Source organism: Marinicella litoralis (assembly GCF_002591915.1).
GTDB lineage: Bacteria > Pseudomonadota > Gammaproteobacteria > Xanthomonadales > Marinicellaceae > Marinicella > Marinicella litoralis.
Window position 1 is genome coordinate 58,662 of sequence record NZ_NIHB01000005.1, and the last position, 20,665, is coordinate 79,326.

Sequence of the window (20,665 nt, forward strand, 5' to 3'; positions counted from 1 at the left end):
TATAACTTATTTTAACCCTTTTAATCATCATGTTCTTAAGCTGTTGGTCATGAATAAATGAAGATTGGTGAATGGCAGGTTAAGGCAAACTGTGGCGTGATTACAAATTATTCAATGGCAGTAAAAGCGTGGAGGTGGCATGAGAGACCTGAATGAGACTGTTGTGTCTGAAATGGGTGGTATTTATACCAACAATTTTTGCAGTTGTGTAGGTATTAATTGACTGTTCAGAATTTGTTGCCTATGATAATTGTTGTTAACAAAATCTTAATCATTTAGAGGAGTGAATATGAACAACGTTTGGGTAGATTTATTGGCACGCTGGGGTCATGGATTATTTGGTATCACATGGATAGGTTTGTTGTATTATTTTAATTTTGTACAAGGTGAATATTTCAAGGAAGCATCCAAAGATGCCTTGCCTGATGTCAAAGCTAAACTGGCCACCAGAGCGTTGTGGTGGTTCCGTTGGGGCGCCATGATGACCTTCATTACCGGGGTGGTTTTACTGGGTGTTTTGGGTTCAAGTTTATCAGGTTGGATCTTATTAGGTGCTGTCATGGGAACATTCATGATGTTGAATGTGTGGTTGATTATTTGGCCCAAACAAAAAGTCGTGCTTGGTTTGGCCTCGGGTGATGTGCCATCCAGCGCTGCAAAAGCCGGTTTGGCATCCAGAACCAATACCTTGTTTTCTGCGCCGATGTTGTTTTGCATGTTGGCATCAAAACATGGGGGTGCGGTGATGGAAGGCATGGTGCCTATCAGCAGTGGTTTGTCCAACGGTTTAATGGCAGCTTTGGCATTGGCAGTGGTACTGGAACTGAATGCCATTTTTGGCAAAATGGGTCCTATGGCCAGTGTCAAAGGGGTGATTCATATGTCATTGTTGTTGACTGTAGCAATGGTTGCTTTGGTGGTTTACCTATAAGGTCATTATAAAGTCAGTTAGTGCAGTTCAATATGCCGGTTCACGTAACTTATATGTGAACCGGCATTTTTGATTGAAATTGAAGAAAATGACCCAATATCTCACGAATTCCTTAACCTGAGCACGCTTTTATAGTATGATGCGCGCTCTTTATGGCCTATAAAGATTTTGAGAGACTTTTGTCTAGTTTGTTGGTCAGAATCATTAATCTAAAATAATGATTCTATTCAGCAACTTAGACAAAGGTCTTTTAATCGTAATTAGACCAATTTTTTAACTTTATCCCAGTGATAAATGACATAAGATTAATGACATGACAGAATTAGCAAAATACAGAAATATTGGTATCTTTGCTCACGTAGATGCGGGTAAAACCACCACTACTGAGCGGATTCTTAAATTAACCGGTAAAATTCATAAATTGGGTGAGGTTCATGATGGTGAATCAACCATGGATTTCATGGATCAAGAAGCTGAACGTGGTATCACCATTCAATCAGCGGCAACCACCTGTTTCTGGAAAGACCACCGTTTTAACATCATCGATACGCCAGGTCACGTTGACTTCACTGTTGAAGTTTACCGTTCTCTGAAAGTTCTTGATGGTGGTGTGGGTGTATTTTGTGGGTCTGGTGGTGTAGAGCCTCAATCAGAAACCAACTGGCGTTATGCCAATGATTCTGAAGTGGCTCGAATCATCTTCGTCAACAAATTAGATCGCATGGGTGCAGATTTTTACCGTGTTGTTAAACAAGTCAAAGAAGTCTTGGGTGCTACACCATTGGTCATGACGTTGCCAATTGGTATTGAAGATGATTTTGTCGGTGTGGTTGATGTATTAACCAAAAAAGCCCACATCTGGGATGATTCTGGTCAACCAGAAAATTTCGAAATTCAAGACGTGCCAGCTGACATGGTTGACAAAGTTGATGAATATTACGAACAATTAATCGAAACTGCAGTCGAGCAGGACGATGACTTGATGATGGCTTATATGGATGGCGAAGAAATATCGATGGATGACATCAAACGTTGTATCCGTAAAGGTACTCGTGATTTGGCATTCTTCCCAACTTACTGTGGTTCAGCGTTTAAAAACAAAGGCATGCAATTAATTTTGGATGCGGTTGTTGATTACTTGCCGAGCCCAGTTGAAGTGGAACCACAAGATTTGACGGATCCAGAAACGGGTGAGCCCACTGGTGAAAAAGCCATAGTGACCGTTGATGAGCCGTTTCGTGCGTTGGCATTCAAAATCATGGATGACCGATTTGGCGCTTTAACCTTTGTGCGAATCTACTCAGGTAAAATTGCCAAAGGCGACACCATATTGAATTCAGCTACAGGTAAAACTGAACGAGTCGGCCGTATGGTAGAGATGCATGCTGATGACAGGAATGAATTAGACAAAGCCCAGGCGGGTGACATTTTAGCCATTGTGGGTATGAAAAATGTACAAACGGGCCACACTTTGTGTGATCCAAAACATGAATGTACCTTAGAGCCAATGATCTTCCCAGATCCAGTGATTTCGATTGCTGTGGCGCCTAAAGACAAAGGCGGTTCAGAAAAAATGGGTAACGCTTTGGGTAAAATGGTTGCTGAAGATCCATCGTTCCAAGTTGAAACTGATGAAGATTCAGGCGAGACTATTTTGAAAGGCATGGGTGAATTGCATTTGGATATCAAAGTTGATATTTTGATGCGTACTTTTGGTGTTGAATTGGAAGTGGGCGCGCCACAGGTGGCATACCGCGAGTCAATCACTACTAAGATTGAAGATTCATACACTCACAAGAAACAATCAGGTGGTTCTGGTCAGTTTGGTAAAATTGATTACACCATTGAGCCAGGTGAAGTGGGTTCAGGCTATGTTTTCGAATCTACAGTAACTGGTGGTAATGTACCTAAAGAATATTGGTCAGCGATTGAAAAAGGTTTTCATAGCTTGATGGTTGAAGGTCCATTGGCCGGTTATCCGTTACAAGATTTGAAATTCACCTTACAAGACGGTGCTTACCATGCAGTGGATTCGTCAACCATGGCGTTTGAAGCCGCTGCCAAAGGTGCTTACAGACAGTCTGTGAAGAAATGTTCTCCACAAATCATGGAGCCAATCATGAAAGTTGACGTATTTACGCCAGACGATCATGTGGGTGACGTGATTGGTGATTTGAACAGAAGACGAGGCATGATCAAGTCGCAAGATCCTACAGCCACAGCTGTAAGAATCAAAGCAGACGTGCCATTGTCTGAAATGTTTGGTTACATTGGTTCATTGCGTACCATGACTTCAGGTCGTGGTCAGTTCTCTATGGAGTTCTCGCATTACAACCCTTGTCCAAATAACATTTCTGAGCAAGTAATTGCAGATGCAAAAGCCAGGGCTGAAGCCAAAAAAGCTTAAGTACTGCTTTTCATAGAAAGTTTAAAAGGGCTGCCTATTGGGTGGCCCTTTTTTTGTCTCTCTATTAATGATTAACCGACGCCTTGTATTGAATCAACAGTTCAGCAGGCCACTTGCCGAGCCAGATTTTACCTGGTAAATTATTTGTCTTCATCAGGTTTACAAATACATGAATTCAATGAGCAATGAAAAAGCCAAGAAACTAGCCAGACAATTGCGCAATGTTGGGCCCAAATTGGCCCAACGGTTAATTGATTCAGGAATAGAAACACCTGCAGCGTTGCGAAAGTTAGGCGCTCAAGAGGCCTTTTTGAAAATGTATCAAACAGGTGATGCCTATGGTGATTATAATGCCGCTTATTTATATGCACTGGAGGGTGCAATCCAAGATTGTGATTGGCTGGGAATTGGTGATGATCTCAAAACAAAACATCAAAAATTTGCACATGCATTACAAGCCCAAAAAAAGCCGAGTCAATAAGTCAGTTATTGATTCTTGAATGGATTAAAATGGTGCCATGGAATCCAAACAAGCAATTAACTTCAAAACCAAACTCAATGTCAACCGACCTTATGACAACAGCAAAAAGGCCAGTGAAGATCCTGTACGCATTGAATATGCCTTGGAGTCTGATCGTGGGCGCATCATTAATTCAGCATCAGTCAGGCGCTTACAACAGAAAACCCAAGTCTTTCCCTTAGAACGCAATGCAGCGGTCAGGTCGCGCTTAACCCATTCGATGGAAGTGCAACAAAATGGGCGGTATATTGTGAAAACCCTGTTTAAAAAATTAGGCACACGAGTGGATGAGTTGGGACTCAATGGCTTACAACCAGCAGTTGAGTCGTTGGTTGAAATGGCTTGCTTGATGCATGACATTGGAAACCCTCCTTTTGGGCATTTTGGTGAAGTGGCGATTTCTGAATGGTTTGCGGCTCATATGGTGGATTTTCCTGCTTTGAAAAATGCAGGCAACCCAAGCTTGGCCAAGCAAATGCTCAATGACTTATTGCAGTTTGAGGGCAATGCCCAGGCCATCCGCCTGACATTTTCATTACAACAAATGAACCTGACTTATGCGCAATCGGCCAGTATATTAAAATACACCCGAGCGGCTTATGAACCCAAACCTCAAGCCAATGATCCATTGAGCTATCTTAAAAAGAAACCAGGTTTCTATTTATCAGAACAACGCTTTGTCCAAGCCATGAATCAGCTGCTGGATATGGAAATAGGGCACAGGCACCCGTTCAGTTATGTGATGGAAGCTGCCGATGACATAGCCTATTGTTTGGCTGATTTAGAGGATGCTGTTGAAAAAGGGATTTTAAGTCTGGATGAATTAACTCGACTGTTGAAAACCACTTATGTGTTAAACGGTGGTAATTTGAATGAGTCCAATGTGTTGTCTTTTATGGGAAACCACAACAGTTTAGAGTCGATTCTGGCTATGGCCAATGAAGCCGGTCACAGAGACACCATCAATCACAATCATGAGTATTTTGTTAAGCTGCGAATTAACTTGATTCACCACTTAGTTGACCATGCCAGCAATCGATTTATAGAAAACATTGATGCTGTCTATAAAGGTAGCATGAACCAAGCTTTGTTGGAAGATGGCAGTGTGGCCAATCAAATCATCAAAACATTCAAACAAGTGGGTTATGAACACGTGTTTAATCACCAAGAAGTTCAGGATTTGGAATTACAGGGGCACCGAATCATCACTGGCTTATTGGATATTTACCAATGTTTACTGCAATTATCCAAAAACCAATTTACTGAACTTTCACAAGGCGCCAATTATGGCATGAGCTACCAAGCATTGTTGTTGAATCGAATTGATTCAAAAATCATAAAAGCATACATCAAAAGTACCCAGGAACATCAGGCTGAAGACAGTGGGCTATGGGAGTTCTATTATCGCTGTCGTTTGATTCAAGACCATGTCAGTGCGATGACTGATCACAGTGCATTGGACGAATTTAAATTATTAACCGTTGCCAACTAAACTGATTATTTGCAGCCAGTAAAAAGGCAAACCTTGGTTTGCCTTTTTACTGAGCTTTTGCAGTGATTAAGGTTGAGGTGCTTCAAAGCCATTGCCAAAAATTAAATCATTGTCGGCAGTGTAACAAGCGCCACCATCAACAAAAATACACTCGACCCATTCAGGGTGATCAATGAAGGGGTTTCTGTTTTCTTGTTTGGTAAAGATGTAATTGTTGCGATTTCTTTCGATGTCATCGACTGGGTCAGCTGCATGCCATTGCAGCAATGTAGAAAGCAAACCCATATAGGGACCATAGCCATTGTTATTGGCAAGTAGGTTGGTGTCATCGGTTAAGACCAAATCAACTTCGTCGATGGCATCGCCTGAATACCGAACATCCATATAAAACATGGCACGCGCAATGTCCCCTTTGCGAAAATTCCATACTTCAAACGAATCTGCGTCGAACCAATTTGAATTGCCTGGATAAACGCCAGAGCCACCACCAATGGTATCGACTTCAGGTGTATTGGGGTCGTCGTGGGTATCAGTAGGCCTTTCATTGCATTGGGCATTGCAGTTATCAAAATAGAGGTTGCCACGGTCTCCGTTATAACCTACATCAGACAACATCAAATGATGGGTGTCTGTTCTGGCTGCATTGTTATCGCCTAAAGAACCTGAGCTGAAACCACGGGATTGAGGCCATGTGTGCTCGCGATTATAGGCTTGTTGTCCACCACCTTGGTAACAATAGTCATTGTTCTTATAAACCATCCAAACATATTCAATCACCTCGCTTGGGTCATTGGTTGGGCAGTCATCTGTGGTTGGGGCTTGATCAGCATATGAAAGCACGTCCCAAGTGTCTTCTGCACCCGATGAATAAGGAAAAACAATGTGGTCATCAATGATGTTATGTAATGAATCTCTGAGGGTTTGTGCATTGCTGGTGTCGGCTGAATCATAATAACCATCTAAGGTGACGCAGTTGATATTTTCAGTGCCAGGTGACGGGGTGAATGCCTTGAATGAAGAGGTGTTCAATTGACCACCTGAACCATTGGTACAACGAATCAATGATTCATTGGTGGCATTTCCATTGGCGTCCTCATCAACTTGTAATTGACCAGGATTAAGTAAGGTCAGCAACTCAGTATCAGGAGGGCCGGAACCATAGACCACGGCATCCATTAAATCGGTATAAGTGATTGGATCACCGGTCATATAATTAATAGAGTCTGCTGCATAAAGGGCCACTGCATCGGCACCATCTTGTAGTTCATTATTGATCAATAAATACCCATTGGTATCTGTGGTCATGCTGTTTAAGCTGATGACACTGGTTGATAAATCAGTGTCACCGTCATACAAAACCAAAGTGTAACCATCCGTTGAGGTGTTTGGATTGCCCAGCAGCTCAATAAAATCAGCAGCTACACTGATGGTATCAATTTCATTGATCACAAACTGTGCAATGGGAGGTGTGATGTTGGAGGCCGCATTCGGGGTCGGCATGCCTTCACCAAAAGTGAAATCTGTATTTTCTGATGTTTCGTCACTGCCAGCAAAACCATTGCCGCCAGATTGAATTTCACCACCTTCGCTTAAATCAATGCGTTGCCAGCTGTTGCCACTGTTGTGAGTACTGGTGCTGATGACCACTTGGTTGGCAATCGATGTGTCATTGAGGTATGTACTGGTATCAGAGTCGGCATCTGGGCCGTCTATGGCTACACTGGTTTTATCAATGGCCTCTACCTTATCCCCCCAAACCACATAGTCCAAGTCTTGTACCAAGTCAGTCACACCATCCCAAGAAAATAAGACCACCACCTCGCCACTGTTGTCTGTTAAGTTTCCTTGACCATTGATAGAGCCAGCAAAAGCTTCTCGCATGTCGGCAATGGCATCTGCTGTCCCGTCTTCATACAGCTCATAGGTGGGGTTTTCTCCATAAGCCGTGAAAAATGAGTTTGAGCCTGCAATTGCGACCGTTTGGTATTCGCCAGCATTGATGGTTGCACCAGCAGGAAATCGTGCAAAAAAATCGGAAAAACCACCGCCACCACCACCGCCGTTAACAATCTGATAATAATAAGTGCCATCACCAGAAAAAGTGGCATCAGTTAAGTAAACGTCTGAAAGGTCAATGGGGTCATTACCGTTGTTATAAATTTCGATGAATTCGTTGCTGTTGGGTATGATGCTGATTTCAGAAATCAATAGGTCTTCTACGCCTGATTGGGCAGAAAATGCCATGCCGATGCAAAGCATTAAGGTGGAGATTTTTTTCATGTCATGTTTTCCGTCTTTTTTTCGAACACAGAATTTTACATGAATTGGGTTACATTTGTGTGACCGAATTAACAGCTGACATTTATTGTATATTGATGGACAAAAAAGGCCGCAATTTATGCGGCCTTTTGATGGTTGTTTTGGTGATTTGCATTATCCGGTGGGTGTAATGAATCGATCGGCAATCATCAGGACAACTCCGGTGGCCATGAAGGCGATGCCAGTGGTGGTCATCACGAAAAACAACGGCAAACCAATTACAATCAAGCCCAATCCTTTCGAAATAAAATCTGACTGGATGGGGTGATGAGTGTCACCTTTCATGAATTGAGTGAGGATGTGGTCCAAACTGAATTTTCCAGCGCCTGAGAATATCAGTGGTAATAACAAAATGACAAACAACAGTGGCAGTTTAAAGTTACCGGCACCTTTGTTTGTGATGGCATAGCCTTCCCACAGCTGACCCAATGATGCATAACTTTCAGGCCAATGCACGGCTGCTGTAGCCACTGCAGTAATCACCAGCAATGACACGGCTGCAAATCGAGTGAATAAACCTAATAGCAGCAAAATGGCAAATATATATTCCCCCCATGCCGCCATAAACCAAGATACATCGGCTGGAATGTGGTTAAACGGGAATGGAAAGTTACTTTGGATGCCAGAGAACCAATTTTCCCCATTGATTTTTTGGCTGCCAGCTTCATAGAATTCCCAAAAAAGTATCAATCGAATCATCAGTGGTGGCACCCATTGCCCAACTGAATTCAGTCTACTGGTTACATTTTCCCACAGGGTTTGCGCATTGTTTAATGACATGGTTGGTTCCTCTTTATTTGTTTTTGACGGTTAAAATGATGTCTTGCTGGTGCCATTGGTTTAAGGTTTGCAGGCCAAATTGTACGAATTGGGCAAGGTCAGGGTGTTGATGTTGTTCACCCAATGTTTCCAGCACCTGTTGTCCTGTTGCTTTTTTGTTGTTAATCAATGTTTCTAACAGCAGGGCAGAAAAGGGGTTCAGTTCTGAAAAATGAACTTGGTATTCAGTGTCTCGCCAAATCAACATAAATAAGGGCTGGTCCAATGGTTGTTTGGGTTGATTACTGGCTTTTATTTGATGCACCGGAAATTGATAAGCCTGAACCTTCACCAGTGGTGAAACTTCGGGTATGGCCATCAATAAATCATTGGTATCAATTGCGGGGTTTTTATTGATTTCGATGTTGTGTTTTTCAAGGTGTAACTCAATCCATTCATAATGGGCCAACTCATAAAGAAAAGGTTTGTTTGGATCGGCTTGCCGGTGTTTTAAGTATTCGACAAATTCCCTGGGTATTTCAGGAAAGTGAGGGGTTTTGTTGTTTTCCATGCGATAAAAATCTCGCACTAAATTTTTCCATGCAGTTTCTTTGTACAAAGACCTGATAACCGGGAAAGAACCAGCAAGCAATCCAGCAATGCTGTTAATGAATAACTCCAGATAAATGGCCATTCGGCGGTGTTCAATCTGATCAGGTATTTTGTTGGCTTCAGGGTTTCTGATGTGTGCCGCGAAATCGACTTGAGCCTGTTTAAATGTTGGCTTGTTTGGCATGGTTGTTACTGTCGCTTTGATACTTTTGTTGTAACTGGTCAATTCTAGAAACTTCTGACAACAGTTCAGCAACTGGGGGAAAATTAAAATCACGCTCTAAGAGGGTGGGGAATACGCCGTAATTTTTATAAGTGTATTCCAATATATCCCATACATTTTCTATGACCTTGGCACCATGGGTGTCAACAATCAAATCTTCGGCTTCATTATAATGGCCTGCAATGTGGATATAGGCGATTCGATCGGTGGGCAGTTGATCTAAAAACTGCAAGGGATCGTAACGGTGATTGATGCTGTTGACATGGATGTTATTGACATCCAAATGCAACAAACAATCCGCTTTGGAGATCACTGCATTGATGAATTCAATTTCAGTCATTTCCGAATTTGGTTGAGTGAGGTAATAAGAGACATTTTCTAGTGCCATTTGTTCGCCAAGAATGTCTTGAACCCTCATGACCCGCTCGGCCACATGATTCACGGCTTCTTCAGTGAATGGTATGGGCATCAAGTCATACAATTGTCCACCGTCTGTACAGTATGAAAGGTGTTCAGAGTAAATGGGGGCATTGATTTCGTCTTTGAATTTTTTAACAGCTTTGACAAATGGAATGTTCAGTTCATCGGGTCCACCGATTGATAAGGATAAACCATGAAGAATCATTGGGTAGCGTTCAGCAAAAGTTCGAAAGTCATGACGGGCTTTGCCACCAACAGTCATCCAATTTTCTGGTGCCACTTCCATGATTTTTACTGGACTCAGGTCTCCGTAAGATTGAAACGGGGACACAAGTCCCCGTCTCAAACCGATACCGGCACCCGAAATGTTTAATAAACTCATTTCAGATTATCCAGTTATTCGCCGCCGCACTTACCTTCGCCGCATTTACCTTCGGCTTTATCGGCTTTATCGGCTTTTTTGTCGTCGCCACATTTACCTTCACCGCATTTGCCTTCGGCTTTTTTGTCATCGCCACATTTGCCTTCACCGCATTTGCCTTCGGCTTTTTTGTCATCGCCACATTTGCCTTCACCGCATTTGCCTTCGGCTTTTTTGTCGTCGCCACATTTACCTTCACCGCATTTACCTTCGGCTTTTTTGTCGTCGCCACATTTACCTTCACCACATTTGCCTTCGGCATCTTTGTCGCCGCCACATCTACCTTCGGCTTTTTTGTCGTCACCGCATTTGCCTTCGCCACATTTACCTTCGGCTTTATCACCTTTGGCTTTCTTGTCGTCGCCACATTTGCCTTCGCCACATTTGCCTTCTCCAGACCCATCGACTTTGGCAATGCGTCCATCAGCATTTTGGTAACCATCACTTAAGTCAGTTTGACCAAACGGGTTATCAGTACCGCTCATCAAAGCGCCAGCTCCAACAACAGTAACGGCTGCAGCAATAGCGGCATTGACTGGTTTTATTTTAAAATTTTTCATAAATATCTCCTCCGAGGGAATGATTAATTAATGTATTCGCAAAACGGTCATCGATTTCAATCGGTTAAATTACCAACCATCAATAAATTGTTTCGGTGTTTATTATAAGCACATAGAGTTGACCATGAACAATTTAATTTATTACAAAAAAAACGCCCAATTTTTGCAAATTGGGCGTTTCAATGGTGCAGTTAATGAAAAATTAACTATTATCTGCTTTTTGCCAAATCTTTAATCATGGCAGCTAAAAACCTAGCAGCTTCACCACCGGTAACTGCACGGTGATCAAATGTCAGCGAAAGAGGAATGATTCTATGCGCTTCCATGCCGCCTAATACGGGCACCACTTCATGTCTGAGTTTGCCTGCTGCAATGATAGACACACATGGCGGGGTAATCACTGGCGTGGCGTAACGACCGGCATAAACGCCGAAGTTTGATAACATGATGGTGTAATCCTTCATGGCTTCGGGAGGGATACTGCGAGTTTTGACCTGTTGTTTAATGGTGTTCATTTCATTTCTGATGTCTTGTGGTGTTAAGGCATCACAATTTCTCATGGTAGGTACAAACAAACCATCTTCAGTGTCTACGGCTATTCCGATGTCGACGTGACTGATCAGTCTTCTGGATAATTTGTCACCATCAAACCAAGCATTCAATGTAGGCTCAGCTTCTGCCGCCACCACCAGTGATCTGATCAATCGTGCTGTGATGTCTTCACCAACTTGCCAGTTGTTGATGTCAGCATCGTCCATGATGGTGGTAGGAACCACGTTGGCATGGGCATTTTGCATCACTCGTGCCATGGTTCTGCGTGATCCTTTGACTTGTTGCCATTCACCATCGGCAACTACTTTGCTTTTGGCTGGTGCCGATTGTTGGGTTACCGCTTGTACGGCTGGTGGTGCTTTGGCTGGTGTTGCCGTTTTTTCAACGGTAGGTTCAGCTTTTGGTGCCGATTTGGGTGTTGCTGTTTTTGCAGGGTTGGCAGCGGCAGATTTAACATCTGAAGGGCGAATCACTCCGCCTGCACCAGTGGCTTCAACCGTGCTCAAGTCTACGCCCAATTTTTTCGCCAAGGCTCTGACCGCTGGGGCGGCTTTTTTGCCACCAAAATCGGTCATGCTGTCAACCACATTGTCAGATGATTCCATTTGTCCTACCACAGTACCGATGGCTTCCTTGGCTTTGGGTGTTTCGTCACTGTCTTTGTCAAGGTCCATCAATACTTGTTCGGCTTCAGCCCTCAGTTTGGCTGGGGTGTCAACTTCATCAGAAGTTTCAGATGCAGTTGAGCTTTCTCCATCAATGCTGAATTCGACCAATGGTGAGCCGGTGTCAATCACGTCACCAGGTTCGCCGTAAAGTTTGACTACAATGCCTGCAGTAGGAACCGGAACATCTACCACGGCTTTTGCTGTTTCCATAGAAACCATGGGCTGGTCAACTTCGACTTTGTCGCCAACCTTAATATGCCATTCAACAATTTCAGCATCAGGTAAACCTTCGCCTAAGTCGGGTAATTTAAATACGCTCATGAAACCTCCATTACTTGATTGACTTTTTCTAATATTCTGTCCACAGATGGCATGTATTTTTTCTCCAACTTGAACAGCGGCATAATGACATCATAACCGGTCACGCGCTTAACGGGTGCATTCAAGTTGTATAAACCTTGGTCTGCCAAGTTAGCCGCAATTTCAGAAGAAACCGAACAGTGTTTGGCTGCTTCTTGAATAATCACACAGCGACCAGTTTTAGCCACTGATTCATGAATGGTGTCCATGTCAATTGGGCTGATGGTTGCCACGTCAATGACTTCGGCTGAAATACCTTGTTCAGCCAGCTTGTCGGCGGCCTCCAGGGTTTCTTTCATCATGGCACCCCATGTCACTAGGGTCACGTCTGTCCCTTCACGAATAACAAAACACATGTCTAGTGGATATTCTTCACCGTCATCTTCCACTTCTTCCTTATTTAAATGGTAAACCCTTTTGGGTTCAAGGAATAATACGGGGTCTGGGTTTCTGATGGCAGCCAACAACAAGCCATAAGCCCTGCTGGGTGATGAGGCCACCACCACGCGGATACCCGGCATATGGGCAAACAAGGCCTCGGTGCTTTCAGAGTGGTGTTCAGGGGCATGGATACCACCGCCATAAGGCGCTCTGATGACCAGGGGACATGTTAATCTGCCGCGGGTTCTGTTGCGCATTCTGGCCGCGTGACAAATGATGTGTTCAACCATGGGATAAATAAACCCCAAAAATTGTGCTTCAGCAACAGGTCTCATGCCTTGAGTTGCCATGCCAACGGTCATACCCGCGATCATGGCTTCTGCCAACGGCGTGTCCAAAACCCGGTCTTCGCCATACTTTTGAGCCAAACCACTGGTGGCTCTGAAAACGCCGCCATTGATACCGACATCTTCACCCAAAACAATCACGTCTTTGTCATGTTCCAACTCATGGGCCAGCGCCATGGTGACGGCTTCTACCATTGTAATTTTAGCCATTAGACTTCTCCTCCAATGCCATCGCATAAGCTTTTTGTTCTGCCAAATCATGTGGCAACTCTTCATACATATAATCAAACATATCCGCCACACTCAAATCAGAAGCATTCTGATACTCTTCTACAGCCGCATCAACTTCAATTTTACAGGTGTTCAATAATTGATTTTCTAACTGTTCATTCCATTGACCTTGGCTGGTCAAGTATTTGCGCATGCGTTTGATGGGCTCAAACTGTCTGGCGTTTTCTACTTCGTCGTCAGGACGGTACCTTGATGCATCGTCAGCTGTGGTGTGATCACTTAATCGATAAGTGATTGCTTCGATGACCGAGGCACCTTTGCCTTCATAGGCCCTTCTTAGTGCAGCTTTAACCGCTGTATAAACAGCAATGTAATCATTGCCATCAACTTGAATCGAGGGTAAACCACCGGCCAGGCCTTTTTGTGCCAAGGTTCTGCCTTGGCTTTGTTTTTTACGTGGGACCGAAATGGCCCATTGGTTATTTACAATCATCAGTACCATGGGTAACTGAAATGCACTGGCTGCATTGATGGCTTCAAGGAAGTCGCCTTTTGAGCTGCCACCATCGCCCACCACTGAAACAGCGGCCCGTTTTTCACCACGCAATTTAAATGCCAATGCAGCGCCTGCCGCGTGGGTGCATTGCGTGGCAATGGGTACACACCAAGGAAAATCGTGCTGCGGACCTGAGAAATTGCTGCCGCGTTCGTCGCCGCCCCAATACAATAAAACTTCAGAGAGTTTGACTCCTCGAAAAAATTGGGCGCCATATTCACGGTACATGGGAGCAAACACATCGGCTTCTGCCATGGCAGATCCGATTCCAATATGGACTGCTTCGTGGCCTAAGCAAGAAGCATAAGTGCCTAGTTTACCGGTTCTTTGTAATGCCACAGCTTTGGTGTCAAAGGTGCGGGTCAAAACCATCAATTCATAGATTGATTTTAACTGTTCAAAGTCGGTTGCGATGGCAGGTTTTTTGTCTCCAACCAGTTCCCCATTGGGCGTCAGATACTGCAAATAGTCGATGTTAAATGATGCAACTGTGGTCAATTTCACTCTCCGAAAATGTTGGCAAAGGGTGTCTCTATAGCGCAACTGTTAAACCAGCGAATGGTGTATTCGTCGCATGGGTTTAATAGCTTGTCACTTTGAGTGAAAGAAATCTCAATTATTTATGCACAATAAATATGAATAAAAGGTCATTGTGAAGACTTCAATCATTATAATGCTTGCAGAACTTGGAGTATATATACTCAAGTTGAGCGGCCAGTATTATATAGGAACGAGCCTTTTTAATAAATGCCATATAGCACATATTATTCGCTTATTTTGTCGGACTTAGGGTTTGTATTGATAAAATAATCGATTGAATTGAATTTAGAATTTGTTATGACTGAGAAAAAAAATATCAGGAAGTTAGAAGAAGGGATTAAATTAGAAGTTTCTGAGCGAAATAATTATGGAGGTTATCTTTGTTTGGATACCTTGTTTTCAGCGCAAAAGCCCATCAGTGACCCTGAACATCATGATGAAATGCTGTTTATTATCCAGCACCAAACCTCTGAATTGTGGATGAAGTTAATCATTCATGAGCTGAATGAAGCGATCCATTGTGTACAAATCAAACGATTGGGTAGGGCTTCAAAAATTTTGGCTAGGGTGAAGCAAATTCAAAAACAACTGTATGAACAATGGTCGGTATTAGAAACTTTAACGCCCAGTGAGTACATGCAGTTCCGACATGTCCTTGGCAATGCCTCTGGATTTCAGTCAGTACATTACCGTCAGGTTGAGTTTTTACTCGGTAATAAAAATGAAAAAATGGTCAATGTTTTTCCCGCAGGATCTGAGTCAAGAAAAGTATTGGAGACGGTCTTGGATTCACCCAGTATTTATGACGTGTTTATTAAGCACTTGTTTGATGAAGGCTATAGTGTGCCAGAAAAATTAGTCAACCGGGATTTGCGCAAACCGCATGTTTTTAACCAAGCATTGATGGAAGTTTTGGTGGTGATTTATAAGCGACCCGATCAGCATTGGGCGATGTATGCTTTGTGTGAACAATTGGTGGATGTTGAACAATCCTTTCAACAATGGCGTTTCAGACACATGAAAACGGTCGAGCGGATCATCGGCTTTAAACAAGGAACCGGCGGCTCATCAGGTGTGGGCTTTTTGAAAAAAGCTTTGGAGTTGACATTTTTCCCTGAACTGCTGCGCTTAAGAACTGAGTTGTAAATTTCAGAACACCATTGCTTCACATTGCTTTTCATTCTATTGACTAAAATAAAGTTTTCTTGAACCAAGGTTTTGTCATGAGTCAACATGAAAGCATCGAAGTGGCTTTATTTCCAATCCCTGGAATGGTTGCATTTCCGGGCACCACTGCTCCATTACACGTGTTTGAGCCCAGGTACCGAGCCATGATCAATCATTGCTTGGACACGGGTGCCTTGTTGGCAGTCAGTCACACCAGGAAAGCCTTACATGCAAACTCAAGCCCGAAAATTAAAAAGATACCAGTGAACAGTTTGGACTTGAACAGCAACTTGCAAACATATGAAGCATTTGAGGTGTTTTCAGCGGGCAATTGTGAATTAATTGAAACCACTGAGGATGGTAGGATGCATGTCGACATACCATTCAAGCATCGGTTGCGCCAACTGGAAGTTATACAACAAGTTCCTTTCAAGACGGTGCGCTGTGAAATATTTGAAGATGCGGAATCACTGCTGGCACCACAACAGCTTGATGACATGCTGGCGGGTTTGCAACAGTTGGTGCTGGCCCTCAGTCAAAAGGCCAATCCAGAGCTGCATGCGGTGTTGATGCAAGATGATTGGCAAAATTTAAGTGCAAAAGCATTCAGTTTTCAGCTGTTTACTTACTTTAAGTTTGAACCAGATTTTATGCAGACTGTGCTTGAACAAGACCGGGTAGAGGATCGATTGAGGTTAATTTGGCAAGGATTCAGCCACAGCATCTGAATTATTCAGTTGAATCGAACTGAAATTGAGAAAACCCCACATTTGAATAGGTTCCTTCCGGTACTTTGGTTTCATGCTCTTTAATCAATTCTGACATGTCTTTTTGGAATTGTTTCATCTTTAAGTCTATCAATTGATTGATTTCATTGTGTTTGCTGTGTGGGATTTTGCTGGAATAAATCGTTGCTTGGTTCAAATTTTGTTTGTGGTCGGTGGCAAACATCTTTTTATAAAAAGTTTGGAACAACCTTTTGGTGGTGACATCGACTTCTTCCGCCAATGCTGCTTGTTTGATCAATTGTTGATTCAATGATTCTGCAATGGTATATGAATTACCATGTTTGGTGATCATTTCATTGCTGATCAATTCTGTGATGACCGCTTTGGCTCTTATGTGATTGCCGTAGATGTTGTCAATCAATGAGCTGAGATTAGAATGTGAAAGCTGAGTGCTCTGAGATTTGGCTTTTTGTAATGCCAAAATTATCATGTCCATTTTGTTCAACACATCTTTTTGTTGATTGTCTTGGCCATAAAATTCAGCAATGGCTCTTCTGTCAATACCTGTTTTGACCGCGATGGCTTGGTTGGTGGGTTTGATTGCTGCTTCTATCAACAGCTCTTCAGCTGCTTGGATGTAAGCTTTTTGAATGTTGGCTTTGAATTCCTGGCATTGTAAGCCAAACTTAATCACCATTTTACTCACAGGTATCAGTGCTTTTTGTAGTTGTACCAGGTGTCTTTTGTCTTGTTCCATAATATTTTGCGCGCATATTTGTACGCAATATTATCACGACACGTAATTGATGTACAATTTACTTAACCTGTACGTTGATACATCATTTTTATCTCATTTCGCAATATGTGAAACGAACAGGGGGAGGTCAAATTTATCTCCAAATCGTGGGACTTAAACAATCCTACACCAGCGGGGCAATACAGAGTTTTGTGGGTTGACGTTTTCTCTCTGTATTGTCCTTGCTATTTTCAGTTCGAATTTTCATTCGACATTAATCATTCTCAATTCATATTTCATCATGTAAAATTCGGACTTTGAATCAGTTTGAATATTTCAATGACTGCACTCAGTGTTAATTTAAATAAAATTGCGCTTTTAAGAAACTCACGTGGAAGGAATTACCCGCATGTGGTTGGTTATGGCGAAAAATTGATTCAGTTGGGTGTTCAAGGATTGACGGTACACCCAAGACAAGATGAAAGGCATGCCACCAGGCAAGACACTCGAGATTTGGCTTTGTTAACCAAACAACACAGTCATGTGGAGTTCAATGTTGAGGGATACCCGGGTGATCAATTTCTGCAACTGATTGAAGAAACCAAGCCAGACCAGTGTACCTTGGTACCAGATGCACCTGATCAATTGACCTCGGACCACGGTTGGAATTTAACCGAGCATTTTGCATGGGTCACTGATTTGGCACAACAGCTCAAAACCATGGGCGTCAGGTCTTCCTTATTTATTGATCCGGATGTGGCACAAATTAAATTGGCAGCTGGAACTGGCGTGGATAGGATTGAACTCTATACCGAATCGTTTGCCAACAGTTTCGCCGCTGGGAATCATGCTGCCGTATTGGCCCAATATGCCGAAGCGGCAGGGTTGGCCCAAGCTTTGGGTTTAGGCGTTAATGCAGGCCATGATTTGGATTTACAAAACCTGGCTGAATTTTTGACCATTCCGGGGATTTTGGAGGTTTCTATTGGTCATGCTTTGACTGTTGAATCACTGGAGTTTGGCGTGGCTGAAGTGATTAAAAGGTACCTGAAGATTTGTACCCCTTAATCTGCTGTAATAATTAGTAATGACAACTTTTTAACATGTTATAATTTCCCGCCTTTTAATAACCATCGAAATTGATAAGAATGGGGATTGTCCCTTTTCATTGGAATACATCATGATTACTGTAACTTTGGCTGATGGAACTCAGCGTAAATTTGATCAAGCATTGACTGTTCAGGCAGTGGCTGAAGACATTGGACCTGGTTTGGCCAATGCGGCTTTGGCTGCCCGCGTAGACGGTGAAATGGTTGACCTGTCACACATCATCAATAAGGACGTTGAATTAACGATAGTGACCGGTAACACCGAAGATGGTTTAGAAGTCATCAGGCACTCTGCTGCCCATTTAATGGCGCAAGCAGTACAGCGACTTTTTCCTAAAGTGGAAGTCACCATTGGACCGGTGATTGAAAATGGCTTTTACTATGACTTTGCGTCAAAAGATCCGTTTCATGAAGATGATTTGGTCAAAATAACCGCTGAAATGAAAAAAATTGTCAAAGAAAAGTTGCCCGTTGAACGGTTTGAGATGTCTCGCGATGAAGCCATCGAATTTTTTGAGCAAAAAGGTGAGAAATATAAGGCTGAAATCATCAGAGACATCCCTGAGGATCAGGTTTTATCTATGTACCGCCAAGGTGAATTTACCGACTTGTGTCGTGGCCCACATGTTCCCAACACAGGGAAAATCAAAGTCTTTAAGCTGATGAGCATCGCTGGCGCTTATTGGCGTGGTAACAGCGACAATGAAATGTTGCAACGGGTCTATGGAACCGCGTGGAGCGACAAAAAAGAACTGAAAACATATTTACATCTGTTGGAAGAAGCTGAAAAGCGTGACCATCGTAAGTTAGGCAAGAAAATGGATTTGTTTCATTTTCAAGAAGAAGCGCCTGGAATGGTATTCTGGCATGATCGTGGCTGGTCAATTTACCAGTCAATCCAGCAGTACATGCGTAAAAAATTAAATGCCCGCGATTACAAAGAGATCAACACCCCATCTGTGGTTGAATACACTTTGTGGGAAAAGTCAGGTCATGCCGATAAATTTGGTGATGACATGTTCAGCGTTGAGTCTGAAAACAGACAATTTGCTGTCAAACCAATGAATTGTCCATGTCATGTTCAAGTGTACAACCAAGGTTTGAAGTCTTATCGGGATTTACCGATACGATTGGCAGAATTTGGATCCTGTCACAGGAATGAGCCTTCAGGGGCTTTGCATGGTTTGATGCGGGTTCGTGGATTTGTTCAAGATGATGCCCATATTTTCTGTCAAGAAAATCAAATCAGTGGCGAAGTTTCACAGTTCATTGATTTCCTGCATGAAGTTTATGCTGACTTTGGCTTTGATGAAATCATTTATCGAATTTCAACCCGTCCTGAAAAACGTGTGGGCAGTGATGAAGTTTGGGATAAATCTGAAAAAGCATTGGCCGATGCTTTGGATGCCAAGGGCATAGATTGGGAAGAGTTGCCAGGTGAAGGCGCTTTTTACGGGCCGAAGATTGAATTTTCGTTGAAAGATTGCTTGGGCAGGGTTTGGCAATGCGGCACCATTCAGGTTGATTTTTCGATGCCCAATCGATTAGAAGCCACTTATATTGATGAAAATGGTGATAAGGTGACACCGGTCATGTTGCACCGAGCCATCCTGGGTTCTTTTGAAAGATTCATCGGTATTTTGTTGGAACATCACGCTGGTAATATGCCTTTGTGGTTGGCGCCAACTCAGGTCGCAATTTTGAATATTACGGGTCAACAGTCGGAATATGCTGAAAAAGTAGGCAAAAAGTTGAAAAATCAGGGCTTTAGGGCAATTTATGACTTGAGAAACGAAAAGATCGGCTATAAAATTCGCCAGCACACATTAAACAAGACAAATTATTTGGTTATTGTGGGCAACAATGAACTGGAAAGTGAAACCATCACTGTGAGATCACATGATGGACAAGACTTGGGTTCAATGAAAGTTGAGGAGTTGGTTCAATTGATGGACCTTCAAATCAACGAGAAAAAATAATTATTTAGGAGGATTGACTAATCGCTAGAAATGACAAAGTACGCAGGAACAACCAAATCAGGGTTCCTGAAGTTAGGCTAATAGACCAACATGGTGAACAAGTAGGTATCGTATCAACATCGGAAGCTCAGGACAGGGCTCGAGGTGCGGGGTTGGATTTGGTGGAAATTTCACCCAAAGCAGCACCGCCGGTATGTAAGATTATGGATTATGGTAAGTTCAAGTTTGAACAAGCCAAGAAAAATCAAATAGCCAAGAAGAAACAAAAGAAAGTTCAGTTGAAAGAGGTTAAGTTCAGACCCAATACTGAAGAAGCGGATTATCAAGTCAAGCTCAGGAATTTGAGAAAATTCATTGATCAAGGTAATAAAGTCAAAGTGACCATCATGTTCAGAGGACGTGAGTTGGCACACAGAGACATCGGTTCAAATATGTTGGATCGATTGGAAAAAGATTTAGTGGATGAAGTGGTTGTTGAACAACGGCCAGCGAAAATGGAAGGTCGATTTATGATTATGTTGTTGGCGCCGAAGCCAGCAAAATAATCATGACAAACCGCGTATCGATAAATACAGTTGGTGAGTGCAACGAATCAGCCGTATTTTCATAAACGCAGTCGCAGTGATTACGGTTTCGCGCAGCGAAGA

18 protein-coding genes are annotated in these 20,665 nt (G+C 42.9%); 9 read left to right on the forward strand and 9 right to left on the reverse strand.

From position 1 onward, the window contains the following. Positions 1-289 precede the first annotated feature (289 nt). From CCS90_RS12915 to dgt, 4 genes are all read left to right on the forward strand, one after another. On the forward strand, positions 290-931 hold the full coding sequence (locus tag CCS90_RS12915; RefSeq protein ID WP_099019990.1) for a urate hydroxylase PuuD: 642 nt from the start codon (positions 290-292) through the stop codon (positions 929-931). A 304-nt stretch (positions 932-1,235) separates the two neighbouring features. Next, positions 1,236-3,338: an elongation factor G gene (gene fusA / locus CCS90_RS12920; protein WP_442757012.1), complete on the forward strand. Its 2,103-nt coding sequence runs from the start codon at positions 1,236-1,238 to the stop codon at positions 3,336-3,338. Positions 3,339-3,507: 169 nt separating this feature from the next. Next, the gene (locus CCS90_RS12925; RefSeq protein ID WP_099019992.1) at positions 3,508-3,819 is read left to right on the forward strand and encodes a TfoX/Sxy family DNA transformation protein; all 312 of its coding nucleotides are present in this window, start codon (positions 3,508-3,510) and stop codon (positions 3,817-3,819) included. Between the two features lie 37 nt (positions 3,820-3,856). After that, positions 3,857-5,350 carry a dGTPase gene (gene dgt, locus CCS90_RS12930; RefSeq protein ID WP_099019993.1) on the forward strand — a complete coding sequence of 498 codons (1,494 nt, stop codon included), beginning with the start codon at positions 3,857-3,859 and terminating at the stop codon, positions 5,348-5,350. Positions 5,351-5,416: 66 nt separating this feature from the next. Here the strand turns inward: dgt and CCS90_RS12935 are convergent, their stop codons facing one another. The 8 genes from CCS90_RS12935 to pdhA form a co-directional block, all read right to left on the reverse strand. Further along, positions 5,417-7,630: an endonuclease gene (locus CCS90_RS12935; protein ID WP_099019994.1), complete on the reverse strand. Its 2,214-nt coding sequence runs from the start codon at positions 7,628-7,630 to the stop codon at positions 5,417-5,419. Positions 7,631-7,783: 153 nt separating this feature from the next. Next, complete coding sequence (locus CCS90_RS12940; protein ID WP_099019995.1) at positions 7,784-8,449, reverse strand: HvfX family Cu-binding RiPP maturation protein; 666 nt, start codon at positions 8,447-8,449, stop codon at positions 7,784-7,786. Positions 8,450-8,462: 13 nt separating this feature from the next. Next, positions 8,463-9,224 (reverse strand): HvfC family RiPP maturation protein, encoded by a 762-nt coding sequence (locus CCS90_RS12945; RefSeq protein WP_099019996.1) that lies wholly within the window; start codon positions 9,222-9,224, stop codon positions 8,463-8,465. Further along, positions 9,202-10,065: an HvfB family MNIO-type RiPP peptide maturase gene (locus tag CCS90_RS12950; protein WP_099019997.1), complete on the reverse strand. Its 864-nt coding sequence runs from the start codon at positions 10,063-10,065 to the stop codon at positions 9,202-9,204. Before CCS90_RS12950 ends, CCS90_RS12945 begins: the two co-directional genes overlap by 23 nt. 14 nt (positions 10,066-10,079) lie before the next feature. Then, positions 10,080-10,664, reverse strand: coding sequence for an HvfA family oxazolone/thioamide-modified RiPP metallophore (locus tag CCS90_RS12955; RefSeq protein ID WP_099019998.1), 585 nt, complete (start codon positions 10,662-10,664; stop codon positions 10,080-10,082). A gap of 209 nt (positions 10,665-10,873) precedes the next feature. Then, positions 10,874-12,205 carry a dihydrolipoamide acetyltransferase family protein gene (locus CCS90_RS12960; RefSeq protein WP_099019999.1) on the reverse strand — a complete coding sequence of 444 codons (1,332 nt, stop codon included), beginning with the start codon at positions 12,203-12,205 and terminating at the stop codon, positions 10,874-10,876. After that, positions 12,202-13,233 carry an alpha-ketoacid dehydrogenase subunit beta gene (locus tag CCS90_RS12965; protein WP_442757010.1) on the reverse strand — a complete coding sequence of 344 codons (1,032 nt, stop codon included), beginning with the start codon at positions 13,231-13,233 and terminating at the stop codon, positions 12,202-12,204. The genes CCS90_RS12960 and CCS90_RS12965 overlap by 4 nt, the downstream gene beginning before the upstream one ends. Next, the gene (pdhA, locus tag CCS90_RS12970) at positions 13,175-14,257 is read right to left on the reverse strand and encodes a pyruvate dehydrogenase (acetyl-transferring) E1 component subunit alpha (protein ID WP_099020072.1); all 1,083 of its coding nucleotides are present in this window, start codon (positions 14,255-14,257) and stop codon (positions 13,175-13,177) included. The genes CCS90_RS12965 and pdhA overlap by 59 nt, the downstream gene beginning before the upstream one ends. A 339-nt stretch (positions 14,258-14,596) precedes the next feature. Here pdhA and CCS90_RS12975 point away from each other — a divergent pair, with 339 nt between their 5' ends. Together CCS90_RS12975 and CCS90_RS12980 are read left to right on the forward strand one after the other, a co-directional pair. Continuing rightward, positions 14,597-15,445 carry a tryptophan 2,3-dioxygenase gene (locus CCS90_RS12975; protein WP_099020001.1) on the forward strand — a complete coding sequence of 283 codons (849 nt, stop codon included), beginning with the start codon at positions 14,597-14,599 and terminating at the stop codon, positions 15,443-15,445. A gap of 77 nt (positions 15,446-15,522) precedes the next feature. After that, positions 15,523-16,194 (forward strand): LON peptidase substrate-binding domain-containing protein, encoded by a 672-nt coding sequence (locus CCS90_RS12980; protein ID WP_133566559.1) that lies wholly within the window; start codon positions 15,523-15,525, stop codon positions 16,192-16,194. Position 16,195: 1 nt separating this feature from the next. Here CCS90_RS12980 and CCS90_RS12985 read toward each other — a convergent pair whose 3' ends face one another. Then, positions 16,196-16,951, reverse strand: coding sequence for a hypothetical protein (locus CCS90_RS12985; RefSeq protein ID WP_099020003.1), 756 nt, complete (start codon positions 16,949-16,951; stop codon positions 16,196-16,198). A 318-nt stretch (positions 16,952-17,269) separates the two neighbouring features. Between CCS90_RS12985 and CCS90_RS12990 the strand changes: the two genes are divergently transcribed. The 3 genes from CCS90_RS12990 (at position 17,270) to infC (ending at position 20,563) form a co-directional block, all read left to right on the forward strand. Then, positions 17,270-17,998, forward strand: coding sequence for a pyridoxine 5'-phosphate synthase (locus tag CCS90_RS12990; protein ID WP_099020004.1), 729 nt, complete (start codon positions 17,270-17,272; stop codon positions 17,996-17,998). 112 nt (positions 17,999-18,110) lie between these two features. Continuing rightward, complete coding sequence (thrS, locus tag CCS90_RS12995) at positions 18,111-20,018, forward strand: threonine--tRNA ligase (protein ID WP_099020005.1); 1,908 nt, start codon at positions 18,111-18,113, stop codon at positions 20,016-20,018. Between the two features lie 20 nt (positions 20,019-20,038). Then, positions 20,039-20,563, forward strand: a complete 525-nt coding sequence (gene infC, locus CCS90_RS13000) for a translation initiation factor IF-3 (RefSeq protein WP_099020006.1) — start codon at positions 20,039-20,041, stop codon at positions 20,561-20,563. The last annotated feature ends 102 nt before the right edge of the window (positions 20,564-20,665 follow it).

Coding starts and splice junctions, on each gene's coding strand:
- CCS90_RS12915 (WP_099019990.1), top strand. CDS start 290: ATGAACAACGTTTGGGTAGATTTATTGGCACGCTGGGGTCATGGATTA.
- CCS90_RS12925 (WP_099019992.1), top strand. CDS start 3,508: ATGAATTCAATGAGCAATGAAAAAGCCAAGAAACTAGCCAGACAATTG.
- dgt (WP_099019993.1), top strand. CDS start 3,857: ATGGAATCCAAACAAGCAATTAACTTCAAAACCAAACTCAATGTCAAC.
- CCS90_RS12935 (WP_099019994.1), bottom strand. CDS start 7,630: ATGAAAAAAATCTCCACCTTAATGCTTTGCATCGGCATGGCATTTTCT.
- CCS90_RS12940 (WP_099019995.1), bottom strand. CDS start 8,449: ATGTCATTAAACAATGCGCAAACCCTGTGGGAAAATGTAACCAGTAGA.
- CCS90_RS12945 (WP_099019996.1), bottom strand. CDS start 9,224: ATGCCAAACAAGCCAACATTTAAACAGGCTCAAGTCGATTTCGCGGCA.
- CCS90_RS12950 (WP_099019997.1), bottom strand. CDS start 10,065: ATGAGTTTATTAAACATTTCGGGTGCCGGTATCGGTTTGAGACGGGGA.
- CCS90_RS12955 (WP_099019998.1), bottom strand. CDS start 10,664: ATGAAAAATTTTAAAATAAAACCAGTCAATGCCGCTATTGCTGCAGCC.
- CCS90_RS12960 (WP_099019999.1), bottom strand. CDS start 12,205: ATGAGCGTATTTAAATTACCCGACTTAGGCGAAGGTTTACCTGATGCT.
- CCS90_RS12965 (WP_442757010.1), bottom strand. CDS start 13,233: ATGATTTGGCAGAACAAAAAGCTTATGCGATGGCATTGGAGGAGAAGT.
- CCS90_RS12975 (WP_099020001.1), top strand. CDS start 14,597: ATGACTGAGAAAAAAAATATCAGGAAGTTAGAAGAAGGGATTAAATTA.
- CCS90_RS12980 (WP_133566559.1), top strand. CDS start 15,523: ATGAGTCAACATGAAAGCATCGAAGTGGCTTTATTTCCAATCCCTGGA.
- CCS90_RS12985 (WP_099020003.1), bottom strand. CDS start 16,951: ATGGAACAAGACAAAAGACACCTGGTACAACTACAAAAAGCACTGATA.
- CCS90_RS12990 (WP_099020004.1), top strand. CDS start 17,270: ATGACTGCACTCAGTGTTAATTTAAATAAAATTGCGCTTTTAAGAAAC.
- thrS (WP_099020005.1), top strand. CDS start 18,111: ATGATTACTGTAACTTTGGCTGATGGAACTCAGCGTAAATTTGATCAA.